The 12,310-nt window shown below is 40.8% G+C and carries 13 protein-coding genes; 10 read left to right on the top strand and 3 right to left on the bottom strand.

Translation table 11 applies throughout. The annotated features are described in order from the left end of the window. Nucleotides 1-12 precede the first annotated feature (12 nt). On the bottom strand, nt 13-165 hold the full coding sequence (locus PBT90_RS06980) for a lmo0937 family membrane protein (protein ID WP_264809668.1): 153 nt from the start codon (nt 163-165) through the stop codon (nt 13-15). Between the two features lie 185 nt (nt 166-350). Here PBT90_RS06980 and PBT90_RS06975 point away from each other — a divergent pair, with 185 nt between their 5' ends. The 4 genes from PBT90_RS06975 (at nt 351) to PBT90_RS06960 (ending at nt 4,344) form a co-directional block, all read left to right on the top strand. Then, entirely contained in the window at nt 351-1,790 is a 1,440-nt protein-coding gene (locus PBT90_RS06975) for a sensor histidine kinase (protein WP_264809667.1), read from the top strand. Nucleotides 1,791-1,891: 101 nt separating this feature from the next. Continuing rightward, nucleotides 1,892-2,335 carry a response regulator gene (locus PBT90_RS06970; protein WP_264809666.1) on the top strand — a complete coding sequence of 148 codons (444 nt, stop codon included), beginning with the start codon at nt 1,892-1,894 and terminating at the stop codon, nt 2,333-2,335. Between the two features lie 9 nt (nt 2,336-2,344). Then, entirely contained in the window at nt 2,345-3,793 is a 1,449-nt protein-coding gene (locus PBT90_RS06965) for a hybrid sensor histidine kinase/response regulator (RefSeq protein WP_264809665.1), read from the top strand. A gap of 29 nt (nt 3,794-3,822) precedes the next feature. Next, on the top strand, nt 3,823-4,344 hold the full coding sequence (locus tag PBT90_RS06960; RefSeq protein ID WP_264809664.1) for a YdeI/OmpD-associated family protein: 522 nt from the start codon (nt 3,823-3,825) through the stop codon (nt 4,342-4,344). 51 nt (nt 4,345-4,395) lie between these two features. On the opposite strand, the gene PBT90_RS06955 is transcribed toward PBT90_RS06960, so the two are convergent. Then, the gene (locus PBT90_RS06955) at nt 4,396-4,512 is read right to left on the bottom strand and encodes a 30S ribosomal protein THX (RefSeq protein WP_396127666.1); all 117 of its coding nucleotides are present in this window, start codon (nt 4,510-4,512) and stop codon (nt 4,396-4,398) included. A 274-nt stretch (nt 4,513-4,786) separates the two neighbouring features. On the opposite strand from PBT90_RS06955, the gene PBT90_RS06950 reads away from it, so the two are divergent. From PBT90_RS06950 to PBT90_RS06940, 3 genes are read left to right on the top strand one after another with little or no spacing between them, the layout of a single operon-like run. Then, nucleotides 4,787-5,506: a LamB/YcsF family protein gene (locus tag PBT90_RS06950; RefSeq protein WP_264809661.1), complete on the top strand. Its 720-nt coding sequence runs from the start codon at nt 4,787-4,789 to the stop codon at nt 5,504-5,506. Nucleotides 5,507-5,508: 2 nt separating this feature from the next. Beyond that, a complete protein-coding gene (gene pxpB / locus PBT90_RS06945; protein ID WP_264809659.1) occupies nt 5,509-6,204 on the top strand; it encodes a 5-oxoprolinase subunit PxpB in 696 nt (231 codons plus the stop codon). Next, a complete protein-coding gene (locus tag PBT90_RS06940; protein ID WP_264809658.1) occupies nt 6,201-7,070 on the top strand; it encodes a 5-oxoprolinase subunit C family protein in 870 nt (289 codons plus the stop codon). Before pxpB ends, PBT90_RS06940 begins: the two co-directional genes overlap by 4 nt. A gap of 38 nt (nt 7,071-7,108) precedes the next feature. Here PBT90_RS06940 and PBT90_RS06935 read toward each other — a convergent pair whose 3' ends face one another. Continuing rightward, nucleotides 7,109-8,128, bottom strand: coding sequence for a hypothetical protein (locus tag PBT90_RS06935; protein ID WP_264809657.1), 1,020 nt, complete (start codon nt 8,126-8,128; stop codon nt 7,109-7,111). A gap of 334 nt (nt 8,129-8,462) precedes the next feature. Here PBT90_RS06935 and PBT90_RS06930 point away from each other — a divergent pair, with 334 nt between their 5' ends. From PBT90_RS06930 to PBT90_RS06920, 3 genes are read left to right on the top strand one after another with little or no spacing between them, the layout of a single operon-like run. Continuing rightward, a complete protein-coding gene (locus PBT90_RS06930; RefSeq protein ID WP_264809656.1) occupies nt 8,463-9,659 on the top strand; it encodes a histidine kinase in 1,197 nt (398 codons plus the stop codon). After that, nucleotides 9,656-11,479 carry a sensor histidine kinase gene (locus PBT90_RS06925; protein WP_264809654.1) on the top strand — a complete coding sequence of 608 codons (1,824 nt, stop codon included), beginning with the start codon at nt 9,656-9,658 and terminating at the stop codon, nt 11,477-11,479. The genes PBT90_RS06930 and PBT90_RS06925 overlap by 4 nt, the downstream gene beginning before the upstream one ends. Then, nucleotides 11,476-12,228: a LytR/AlgR family response regulator transcription factor gene (locus tag PBT90_RS06920; protein ID WP_264809653.1), complete on the top strand. Its 753-nt coding sequence runs from the start codon at nt 11,476-11,478 to the stop codon at nt 12,226-12,228. Before PBT90_RS06925 ends, PBT90_RS06920 begins: the two co-directional genes overlap by 4 nt. Nucleotides 12,229-12,310: the final 82 nt, after the last annotated feature.

Raw genomic sequence — 12,310 nt, 5'->3', positions numbered from 1 at the left:
AAGACTCCGAAGTTATACGGGTCTGCCGGAGATCAATCTAAAGAGCACTGCGATTACGGCTAGTACCAGCAATACATGAATTAATCCTCCTGCACTATAGGCAAATACTCCGACTAGCCATCCGATAAGAAGAATTACAGCGATGAAATACAATAGAGAACTCATAGTTTTGGTGTTTAGGTTGTTAGTTTTATTTGGTACTTTTAATCCAACAGTTATGCCTGAAATCCAAAATCTGGAAAAACCTGCTTTAAACCAATTCAAAGCGATTCTCTAAAATAAGAGTTAAAAAAAGACAGGAAATCACCTTGCCAACTGAGTAATAAATTCCCCAAATCAGGGAAAATTCAATGAAGAAAGATAAAAACCCATCCCTCTATAGAGCGAAGACCTATTCCGTTCTTACCCTAATTTTGATAGTAGTAGGAAGTGGTGTTTCCTACTGGACATCCGGGAGGATTGAATACTATACCCATGCTTTGATGCATACTGAAAATGTACTGCAGCGAACAGATGAACTTTATGCAAGTATTCTAGAGCGGGAAACCAGCATTCGCGGCTATGTGATTACCCATGATGAAGAATTTCTGACCAATTACCAGCAATCCAATATAGACTCCGAAATGCTGCTGGTGCAGCTACAGGAGCTCACTATGGATAATGCCCAGCAGCAAAACAACATAGAGGAACTGCGGGGATTGATCAACCTACGGATACGTACCTTCGAAAGTACCATAGCCTATCTAGAAACCCACGGTGACCTGGAGGGCTTTTTAGACCCAGGTAGAGTGAGCGGTGCACTGGATGCTTACCGCATGACCAAGGAAGTGATTCTGCGAATCAATGAAATAGAAAACAAACTCTTCTTGGAGCGAAATCAAAGCCTGATCAATAACATCAATGCCCTGCCTTTTATAGTCGGCTTAATTTCCCTCTTCTCTATCATCATGGGCTTTATCACCTTCTTTTCTATACACAAATACAACAGAGCCCAGCAGGCAGCCAATCTGGAAATCAAGGCTTTTCAGGAAAAATTGCGGGATCAAATTCAGCTTTTGGATGAATCAAACAAGGAATTGGAGCAATTTGCCTATGTAGCCTCACATGACCTGCAAGAGCCGCTGCGCAAAATCACAGCATTTTCTGATCTGCTCAATGAGCAATACCAAGAGCAGCTGGTAGGAGATGGTAAATTATATTTGAACAGAATCACAGCAGCCGCAGTACGGATGAGAAACCTCATTACTGACCTGCTTGAATACAGCAGAGCCGGCAGAGATAAAGATGAGGAAATCAAAGAGGTTAAATTAAAAAAGGTAGTCAAGGACATCCTAGATGATATTGAGATTGCCATCAAAGAAAAATCTGCCACCATCAGCTTCTCCAAACTCCCAAAAGTCATGGGACTGGAGACCGAGTATAGGCAGGTTTTTCAAAATCTCATCTCCAATGCATTGAAATTCTCCAAGCCCAATGAAGCTCCTGTGATCAGCATCAGCTCTGAAATAGCACCTGCAGCGCTGGTAAAAAAACTACCCTCCCTAGATCCGCGTGTGAGCTACCACCTCATCAAAGTGTCAGATAATGGCATAGGCTTTGAACCTGGCTATGCAGACCGGATATTTTCAATCTTTCAGCGGCTTCACGGCAAAAATGAATACGAAGGTACTGGGATTGGGCTTTCGATTACGCGAAAAATAATTGACAAAAGAGATGGAATTATCTATGCAGAAAGCAGTCCCGGGGAAGGCTCTACCTTCCATATTTTGCTACCGGCAATCCCAGGGTAAATCTATTTACTAAATATGTTTACACTTTAGCTTAACTTTACGAATTACTACCTATATTTTCAAAAATCAGACTTTCTCCCCTTTCAAAATCTTATATGAACATGTCCCTAGAGAAACCCATACAAATCCTAGTTGCTGAGGACGACGAAGATGATAAATTGTTGATTTTGAAGGCGTTTGAAAGAACTCTTCCAAAAGAAAATGTCACCTGTGTAGAAGACGGTGAAGCTTTGATCAAATACTTAAAGCGGGAGTCCCCTTATCATGATCTGGTAAAATACCCCAATCCAGATATTATCCTTTTGGATCTGAATATGCCCAAAAAAGACGGCAGGGAGGCCCTTTCAGAAATCAAGAGCAACGAGGACTTAAAGATGATTCCTGTGATCATTTTTACGACCTCAAATAACAATGACGACATAAGAGTAACCTACAAAATGGGTTCTAGTAGCTTTATAACAAAGCCGAGCTCCTTCGAAGGACTGGTGCAGGTCACAGAACAAATTGAAAATTATTGGTCGAAAACAGTATTGCTGCCGGCTTAAAAAAACAAAATGAGTAACCCTGAGAAAAACATTAGAATCCTATATGTAGATGATGATCCAGACGATTTTTTTCTGGTTTCATCACTTCTAAAAAGAATCACAGATACTACTTACGAACTAGAAAACGCCGAAAGCCTGGAAGAGGCAATGCCCCTACTGGAAAAATCCTTCGACGTATTTCTGGTAGATTACAAACTGGGCAAAGATACCGGTCTGGATCTTATCCAAAAGATCAAAAATATCCGAAAACATGCTCCGGTCATCATGCTCACCGGCATGAGTACTGGACTGATAGACCAAGAGGCTCTGGTATTGGGAGCATCAGATTACCTGATCAAAGGGGAGTTTGATGCGAATACCCTGGACCGAACGCTTCGCTACGCCATCCGGGATGCGCAGCTTATGGAATCGCTGGATGACTCTGCGCGTAAGTTCCGCTCCATTTTTGAACTGGCCGGGGACCCATTCCTGCTCATAGATGATGAAGGACAAATTCTGGTTTCCAATCCTGCCTTTCAGCGAAAATTTGGCAAAAAAGCCTTTGATCCCAATTCCCAAGAATCTTTTTACTTCAAGGATCTACTGCTAGATGATCATTCCAAAATAGCCTTGGATGAGCTTTTCAAAAAACAAAAAGAGGTCTATGACATGGAGGCTATGATGGCTATAGAAAAAGGGCATACCATCACCAGTTTGATCAGCATAGTCAAACAGGACTCCAATACTTTCCAGGTATTGATCAAAGATCTGACAGCCATCAAGGCTAAAGAAGAAGAAGAACTCAACCTGAAAAAGTTTTCCTCCACAGGGCGCATCGCAAGGCTGCTTGCACATGAAGTAAAAAACCCACTGACCACTATCGTACTATCTGCAGATCAACTGCATATGGAGCTTCCAAAGGAAGTCCTGGAGGAAAGTGGAGACCTCATAGATGTCATCCGGCGTAACTGCGATAGGATCAATCACCTGGTGACTCAACTCCTGGACAGCACCAGATTTACTGAGCTGGATACCAAATCCCATTCGATCAATGAACTACTGGACGAATCACTGCAGCATGTCAGCGACCGCATAGAATTCAAGGGAATCGAGGTACAGAAACAATATGACACAGATATCTGCGACATCCATGTAGATGGGGAAAAAGTAAAAATCGCACTGATAAACCTCATCGTAAATGCCATAGAGGCTATGCCGGAAAAAACCGGAAAACTGCTGCTAAAAACCAGTATCAAAGGAAAGCAGTGTAAAATAGAAATTCGTGATAATGGAGAAGGCATCCCCAAAGAAAACCTGGAACGGCTTTTCGAACCTTTTTTCACCAGTAAAGACACCGGATCCGGTCTGGGACTGACCAACACACAAAACATAATTCTGAGTCATGGCGGGGCTATCCGGGTAAAAAGTGAAGTAGGCAAAGGCACAAGTTTTTTCATCACTTTCAATCTTCCCGACTGATCAGCAACAGCTAGAAAATTGAATTCCGGATGTCAATCCCCTGCCATATATTCGATTCAGCGCTTTCAGCATTTGATTTTAATCACTGGCAGTATCATTTTCCGGTGCCAGATGAGTGCAGTGCAAAGCTCCTGGAAGGAGATCACCGGAGAGTTTTGGTATGGATAGAAAATGAAGGCCCATACCCTATGGCGCTGATGAAGTCCAAAACCTACTGGTATGTGCTCATCAATCAAGACTTGAGAAAGAAATTCAAGATGCAGCCTGAGCAGGTTTTTACCTTAAAAATGGAAAAAGACCACAGCGACTATGGTCATGAAATGCCTGAGGAACTGCAGGTGCTGATGGATCAGGATGAAGAAGGAGAAAAATACTTCAAATCTCTCACTCCCGGCAAGCAGCGTATGATGGTCTATACCGTCACCAAGGTAAAAAATCCAGAAAGTAGGATGAAAAAGGCTTTGGCAATAATCCATCACCTGAAATTAGTCAAAGGAAAGCTGGACTATAAACAGCTCAACGAACAAATCAAGTATTACAATAACTTGTGATCAGGTATATAAACATGAAATCCTCAGCATTCACTGAGGATTTCATCACTCTTATTTTTTAGATTTTTTCGGTTCAAGCTGGGCTGCATGCGCTTTCTTGTTGATTTCTCTTTTTGGTCTGCTTACGCCAAAAGTACCTCTGTTAACTTTTCCTTTTTTGGTTTTCATGTCTCCTTTTCCCATAGTTATATAGTATTAGTTGATGAATTTCGAAACTATCAAAAACATCAGGAAATATCAAATGGGGACATTTACCTCCAAATACCTCCATTTGTTACCCTCAAAAGTCAAAAGCATTATAGAATTTGGTCTCTGGACTAGTTTTGCAAAGAGGTTTTGGCTACTGACGCATTGCGGATAATCAGATTTTTTTAGGTAGTATGGGAGGATTAGGCCTGCATTTTCTTGCGGGTTTAAGCTGGATTTTTGATCTTCAATACCTATGCGAAAACTCCCTGAAATAAACTGCGATTTAGGCGAAGGAATGGCTGATGAATGTCAGATTTACCCATTGATCGATTCTGCCAGCATAGCATGTGGCGGGCATTACGGGGATGAAGACAGTATGAATGAAAGCCTTTCCCTGGCCAAGCAGCACTGCAAAAAAGTAGGCGCTCACCCCTCCTATCCTGACAAGCAGCACTTTGGGAGAAAAACGATAAAAATCTCCGCCAAAGATTTGACGAAATCCATTCTGGTTCAGATAGTTAAGTTTGAGCAACTGGCAGAAAAAAAAGGAATGCAAATGGATCATATTAAGTTTCATGGCGCCTTGTACAATGACGCAGCAGCACATAGTGAAGTGGCTGATTTGCTTACAGACTTTATAGCAGATCACTTTCACAATACCCCCATCCTGGCACCTCCACATTCCCAGTTGGAAAAGCATCTAAATCAAAAAGGACTGAATTGTAGGACAGAGGTTTTTGGGGACAGAGGTTATCTGGACAATTACCTACTGATGCCGCGTAATATTTTTGGTTCACATATGACCACAGAGCCGGAAATCTCCTCCCATTTGGAAAATCTATTGAAAAATGGCTACCTACTTTCACATCAAGGCAAAAAACTAAAAGTAGCCGCCGAAACTATTTGTTTCCATGGCGATAATCCCGGAATCGGTGATTTCCTACCAACTATTCGTAAGAAATACTGGAAGTGAATATGAAGCCAAAAATCAGGGAAATCAGCCCTAGGCTCCTAGAGGCAAAATGGGATCTGCCTATTAACGACACGTTACTACAACAGCAGCTAGCGCTCAAAAAACAGCTTCAGGAGCACTTTCTACAGGAAAAAGTGGAGATCAGACAGGGATTTGATTCCCTATGCATCATGTTGGATCGACCAGCCGCTTCGCCAAGCATTGTGCAGTTTATTTCAAGCCTGCCACCTGTAGAAAAGGTACCGGATTTGCCCGAAAAAACCTGGAAAATCCCGGTTTGCTATTCCCTAGAGACCGGTAGAGATCTACATGCTTTGGCAGCATCAAAAAACATCTCTCCGGACGAATTGATCCATATTCATTCCACTGCGATTTATAGAATCCACTTTTTTGGCTTTCTACCCGGATTCATGTACCTCCATGGGCTGTCGGAGCTTCTATTTACCCCTAGAAAGAAAACTCCAGACCTGAAAGTGCCAAAAGGTGCGGTGGCTATCGGCGGCTCACAAACTGGAATTTATCCATGTGAAAGTCCAGGTGGTTGGCATTTGATTGGGCAAACTCCTATTGAGCTTTTCAATCCAAAGTTTAAAATTCCAATTTTTGCGGAAGTTGGTGAGCGGATAGAATTTACTCCTATCAGTTTTCAGGACTTTGAGCGCTTGAAAAGGCATCCAAAACAACCCAACTTCAGATGATACGGGATATTGGCTATTTGAAAATCCTCAAAACGGGGCCAGGAACTTCCGTTCAAGATAGCGGGAGAACAGGTGTTGCTTATTATGGGGTTCCAATTTCCGGAGCGTTGGATCAGCGATCCTACGGCTGGGCAAATCACCTCCTGCAAAACCAAACAGGTGATGCTGCGCTAGAGATATGTCAGCCCGGTCTGAAAATCCAATTTGACACGCCTACCCTTATTTGTCTTGCCGGAGCAAAAGCGGAAGTCAAACTCAATGGAAATTCAATTTCAAGCTACGGACTTATTGAAATACAAGCATACGATCAATTGGAAATCGGCGCATTTCACCAAGGATCAGTGCTTTATCTAGCGATTAAAAATGGTTTTCAAACTGAGCCAGTATTGAATTCCAGAAGTTGGATGGAAGGAATCACTCCTAATGCTTACGCAAAAAAAGGAGATCAAATTCCTTTTTTCACCCACACTGCAAGCCCAAAATATACCGCAGCAAAACCCAGATGGGATTTTCGCTGGGCTCAGCGTATGAGTCTTGAAGTATATCCCGGTCCAGAGTGGGACTTGCTAGACCTAGAAACACAGGGAAATATTCAATCAAACAGTTTCAGCATTTCCAGTCATAAAAACAGAATGGCAATTCAACTCACCGAATTGCAGCCACATTCCCTCCCAGAAATGCTCACAGCCCCCGTGTATCCTGGCACGGTGCAATTGACTTCAGGAGGAAAAATGATCGTTCTGATGAAAGATGCTCAGGTCACTGGAGGATACCCAAGGATATTGCAACTGACCGAGCAAGCTATTGATCAGATTTCTCAAAAATGCCCTTCAGATATAATTAGGTTTGAACTCAAAAAGCCCTGAATAATCAGAGCTTTTTGAATTAATTAGGTGTTTAATAATTACCTACCTGTAGTTGGATCGGTGTGATGTTTGTCCCAGAATTTTTCCCACAGTAGATACATTTCAAACTCAAATTTCTTTCTATTTAACTGGATAGCAGCCCAATCCACATCTCCTTCAGAGTCGTAATCCTCACTTGCAAGTAAGCCTATAGCTCCCATTCCGCCTATTTGATACATGGCACTTAAGTCAGCCTCAGGATCTAGCCCATAATTCGATAAACTTTCAATTAGAATATCTGCTTTTCCTCTTGACTTAGGATTTGGCTTCGCTGCTTCGCGTACTTTTTGAATAGCAGGAAGTAAAAGGGCAGCTAACACAGGATCCATTCCAGAATCAATTTCAAGTTGGTTTAGACCTTCATTTAGACTTTGAGGATCACTATTTCTCGGACTAAGACCCAAAATAAACTCACCAAGGCCAGCTGCTTCCGGTGCTTTTACAGGTGGTATGCTATCATTCCAAGGGTTACCTTTTCTTCCAGCTTTGCCATTGCCTATCCATTCAAAAATTTCAGCCACTGGGTAAGTATGATCTGTGGATTCTCCTTTGATATCTCCAATTTTAAGGTATCCAGAAGCAGCTCTCAAGGCACCAGCAGTCAGGTCATACTCTATTTCGTGCTCGTCTCCCGCCAAGGCAGCATGGTTCCTTTTGGCTAAGTCACTTATCTTATGTCCATTATCCATCACCGTTTCGTCAAAAATTTTCATTGAGGATATGATCACATTTTTCAGTACATAGGCTTGGTCATCACTTGATGCCATGATGGCTTTAACTTTATTCGGCGGTAATTCTCTCATCACCGCATAATAGGCCTTCTCGGCAACTTCATAATTAATGGCAAGCTTCTGCTGAGCAAACCCATCGTTTCTTCCTAACCTGGCATTTGGGTCACCTTCCTTACTTTCTAGTACTGCCTGATCTACGTCAGAAAATAAAGATTCTTCATTCTGTGGATCACATGATGTGCTGATTAACATGGCTCCCACTCCGATAATAAAAAGATACTTTTTCATGATTTTATAAAATTTAATTGGTTGCTTTTACTGAAGAGCTTTTCTCTTCGAACACTTCAAACTTAGCTGCAGGCCAACCAATAATTTTTGCCAAATCGATGAATTAGCTATTCGGATTGATGAATACACGATTCTGATTGATAGCCGAAAAAATCTGATAAAACACTGATTTAAAGGGATTTTAAGCCAAAAATCAGGCTATCAATTGAAAACCTAATTTCATCAATCGAAAAGCACCATTCATTAATAGTCTTACTTTTTGACAAGTGGAATAAGTAGATTTCAATTCTTAGCCCCGGTAAAATTCTTACCAGAAGTTTAAATTGATTACTTAGTGAAAAATCGCAAAACACCTATCAGTCCTGCTGAAATCGAAGAGATTCTACTTCACTTTTCCGATTCAATAACCGAGTTGGAGACTGAGGAAGAAATTCTTTGGGATATGGTAAAAAATTGTATTTCCATCCTAGATTTTGAAGATGCTGTGGTCTATTTGTTAGATCGTACCGGTGAATACCTAGAGCAGAAAGCTGCTATTGGCCCCAAAAATCCAGAAGGTAAAAAAATACTGAATCCCCTAAGAATAAAAATAGGAGAAGGTATTACTGGACAGGTAGCATCTACAGGGATTCCAAGACTAATAGCTGATACCCGACTCGAACCCAACTACATCAAAGACGATGTTTGCAGACTTTCTGAAATTGCCGTCCCTATCTTACTCATGGGAAAGGTGATTGGGGTAATTGACAGTGAAAACTCCCAGCCTGATTTTTTCACCAATCAACACCTGAAAATACTCCTTGCGGTGGCTTCCATTTACGCTGGGAGAATAGCACATATTAGAGCACTGGAAACTATCAAAGAGTCTGAATTGGAACGATGGAAAATCAAACAAAAAGCCACCAAACTACAAATGGAAGTGCTTTCCGCGCAGCTTAGCCCCCATTTTGTATTCAATTCTCTGAATGCGATTCAACACTATATTATATTGGAGGACAAGATAAAGTCCTTACGGTTCCTGAGTGTATTTGGGAAGCTTCTCCGCTATTTCATGGGTCAGATAGACAAAGAATCTGTATTAGTAAAGGAAGAGCTACAAATGCTAGATTGGTATCTACAGCTCCAAAAATTGCGATATGAAAACAAGCTCATCTACAAAATTTCATCTGGAAACATAAAGAATCATCCTCAGGCAAGAATCCCTGCTATTATAGTCCAAAGCCTAATCGAAAACTTATTAGAGGAAAACATTTCCAAATCAAATGGAAATTCTGAAATAGAATTAGGTTTTCATATCTCGCCAACAGAAGTTAAATTCAATGTAATGATCAATAATTTGAGCTCTTTGAACCATCAGGATGAGACTTCAAACTATTTCAAAAGCTTAACTCCTTGGCAAGAATATGTGAGTTTATTAAATGAAATACGACCGTTCGAAATACGATCAGAGGTAGTAGAAAGAACTGCCCAGGATAAGAGTAGTACTTTAAAGTCTGTAAAACTTATTTTTCCCAATCTAGCCCATAAATGAAGGCATTTTACATTTTTCTGCTTTTTTACTTTTTGATTGACCATGCTATTCTTGCGCAAGAAAAACCGATAATCCATCAAGAGCCTTTACACCCAAAAGTCCTTCAAATTGACTCCGTTATTAAAATCAACGAGGCGGTTGATTTTGGTCGTAGGGGAATGTATGGATCAACAGAAAATCTGGGTATTGCGAAATCAGGCATTCAGTATTGGTTTGAAATCGATCTAAGTGATCAGCAGAGCAAAATCTCTGGACACGATTCTATCTATTTTTATCCCTATGGAGTGGAAAAAGGGGCAGTTTATATTGATAGAAATGGAGTACTCCTGCCCTTGGTTTACAGTACCTTGGAACAAAATGCGCTTCAACGAACTAACCTGGAAAGTCCATTTTATATCCCACTGGCAGTCAAAGATTTAATTGATGGGACAAAGATTTATGTGCTGTCCGAGTTTCTAAGAGCGACTCCCAATCTTTCCAATAAAACTTTTGCCTTCAGCACTCCCGAAGACCATCTGTTATTTTCTACTTTTTTGAGTATTAGCTCTTTCAAAAGTCAAGTTTTGGCATTTTTCTTTTTGGGAGTAGCCTCAGTGCTGATGGTGTTCAACTTGATTTTATTTTTCAATATGAAAGAGCGCCAATACATTTATTACGGCCTTTTTCTCTTGTTCCAACTAATTTATTATTCCAGAATAAGCCCTTACCTAGCTGCAAATTTCGGTTACGAACACAGTCATTTTTTCTTTTGGTTCACCACTGTTGCTCAGGTTTGCATCAATACTTTCTATCTACTTTTCATTCGGCATTTTCTTGAATTCCCAAAGCATCTGCCAAAATTTGATCGCGTTGTCAAAGGCATAATAGTTTTACTTTGCACTTTTCTCGTAGTAGTAAGTTTAATTATCATTTTCAATCCTTATAGTCCGCTGCAGGCTACACTTATGAATTGGCAAAGGTATTTCATGGCCACTTTTGCCTTTGTTGGAGTAGGATATTTGTGGAAATTCTACAAAGGAAAACTGGTATATTTCGTGATTGCGGGCACCATAGTTTTCACGACGGGAGCGTTGCTGACTATGTTCTTATTGGATTTGGACTATATGGTCACTGGATCCGCAATCGAGAGCACCATTTTCGCACTAGGCCTTTCTTATAAAATCAAGACTATTATTACAGAAAAAAGAGAAGCAGAGCGGGAAACGTTTCAGACTAAACTCGGTGCACTCCGGGCACAAATCAATCCCCACTTTATTTTCAACAGCCTGAGCTCCATCCAATACTTAATTAGCAGCGGACAAAAAGAGGCCGCTTTAAAATACCTCTCTAAGTTCAGCAAGTTTGTACGTCAGGTTTTGGAAAATTCTATAGATGTTCATGTCACTTTAGAAAAAGAGATAGAGCTATTGAAAGTTTACCTGGATCTGGAATCGTTGCGATTTGACCATGCTTTTTTATATGAAGTTATCGTGCCAAAAGACTCTAATTTGTGCTATGAAGAGGTGCCAATGATGATTGTACAGCCCTTCGTAGAGAATTCCATCAAACATGGACTCATGACGAAAAAGTCTCCTGAAAAGAAACTAACAATCCGATTTTTCGATCAAAAAGAATTCATCCTCTGCGAAGTAGAAGACAATGGAATAGGAAGAAAAGCCGCCGCAGCACTGAAAGGGACAAACTACCGACCTTCCCGAGGAATGAACCTTACCTTCGAAAGATTGCGGCTGGGGAATAAATGGACTTCTTCAGAAGATTACATACAAATAGAAGATCTAGAACAAGGAACAAAAGTGAGCATCAAAATTCCAAAACAATGAAAACATTGCAAGTGATCATCGTAGAGGATGAATTCCATAGCAGGGAGACCCTCAAAGCATTTTTGACAGAATACTGTCCTCAGGTGGAGCTAGTAGAAACGGCCTCCAATGTAGAAGAAGCAATAGAAAAGATCTCTTCTTTACGACCCAACTTGGTGTTCATGGATATTGAGCTTCAGACTGGCACCGGATTCGACGTGATCCAACAGGTAAAACATCTGGATTTTCACTTGATATTCACGACGGCTTTTGAGCACTATGCCATCAGGGCAATTAAATACAGTTCAATAGACTACCTTCTGAAACCGATCGACTTGGATGAATTGTTAGCGGCAGTTCAAAAAGTAAATGCACTGATAGCGTCAGAGTCCAGACAGCATATGCTGGAGAATCTTCTTATGAATTTTCAAATATCAAATCCTGAAAACCGGAGGATTTGTCTTTCTACGGCTGAGGGGATGGAATTTATCCCTGCCAATCATATCAGCTATTGCGAAGCGAATGGCTCCTACACGGACTTTCATTTGACTGACAACCGCAAATTGGTGGTCAGCAAGAATCTCAAAGAGTATGAAACCCTTCTTGCTGACATGAATTTCATGCGGGTTCACAATAGTTTTCTGATCAATCTGGATGAGGTTAAAAAATTTATCAAATCAGAAGGAGGCTACATCGTGATGAATAATGATAAGCAGGTAAGTATATCGAATTCCAAACGAGAAGAATTCATGAAAAGGATGGGGATTTAGTAAGATGATTTGAAAATAAATCTCAAAAAGTAGCGCTCAAGTTTGAGCAAAGTAAATTAGCCTGCTATCTTGAGTTATCATT

This window comes from Algoriphagus sp. TR-M9, assembly GCF_027594545.1.
In the GTDB taxonomy this organism is placed as follows: Bacteria; Bacteroidota; Bacteroidia; order Cytophagales; family Cyclobacteriaceae; genus Algoriphagus; species Algoriphagus halophytocola.
This window is presented reverse-complemented; position numbering and strand designations above follow the sequence as displayed.

Bases quoted from the DNA above. Each gene is read 5' to 3' on its own strand.
- PBT90_RS06980 (WP_264809668.1), bottom strand. From the start codon at position 165: ATGAGTTCTCTATTGTATTTCATCGCTGTAATTCTTCTTATCGGATGG.
- PBT90_RS06975 (WP_264809667.1), top strand. From the start codon at position 351: ATGAAGAAAGATAAAAACCCATCCCTCTATAGAGCGAAGACCTATTCC.
- PBT90_RS06970 (WP_264809666.1), top strand. From the start codon at position 1,892: ATGTCCCTAGAGAAACCCATACAAATCCTAGTTGCTGAGGACGACGAA.
- PBT90_RS06965 (WP_264809665.1), top strand. From the start codon at position 2,345: ATGAGTAACCCTGAGAAAAACATTAGAATCCTATATGTAGATGATGAT.
- PBT90_RS06960 (WP_264809664.1), top strand. From the start codon at position 3,823: ATGTCAATCCCCTGCCATATATTCGATTCAGCGCTTTCAGCATTTGAT.
- PBT90_RS06955 (WP_396127666.1), bottom strand. From the start codon at position 4,512: ATGAAAACCAAAAAAGGAAAAGTTAACAGAGGTACTTTTGGCGTAAGC.
- PBT90_RS06950 (WP_264809661.1), top strand. From the start codon at position 4,787: ATGCGAAAACTCCCTGAAATAAACTGCGATTTAGGCGAAGGAATGGCT.
- pxpB (WP_264809659.1), top strand. From the start codon at position 5,509: ATGAAGCCAAAAATCAGGGAAATCAGCCCTAGGCTCCTAGAGGCAAAA.
- PBT90_RS06940 (WP_264809658.1), top strand. From the start codon at position 6,201: ATGATACGGGATATTGGCTATTTGAAAATCCTCAAAACGGGGCCAGGA.
- PBT90_RS06935 (WP_264809657.1), bottom strand. From the start codon at position 8,128: ATGAAAAAGTATCTTTTTATTATCGGAGTGGGAGCCATGTTAATCAGC.
- PBT90_RS06925 (WP_264809654.1), top strand. From the start codon at position 9,656: ATGAAGGCATTTTACATTTTTCTGCTTTTTTACTTTTTGATTGACCAT.
- PBT90_RS06920 (WP_264809653.1), top strand. From the start codon at position 11,476: ATGAAAACATTGCAAGTGATCATCGTAGAGGATGAATTCCATAGCAGG.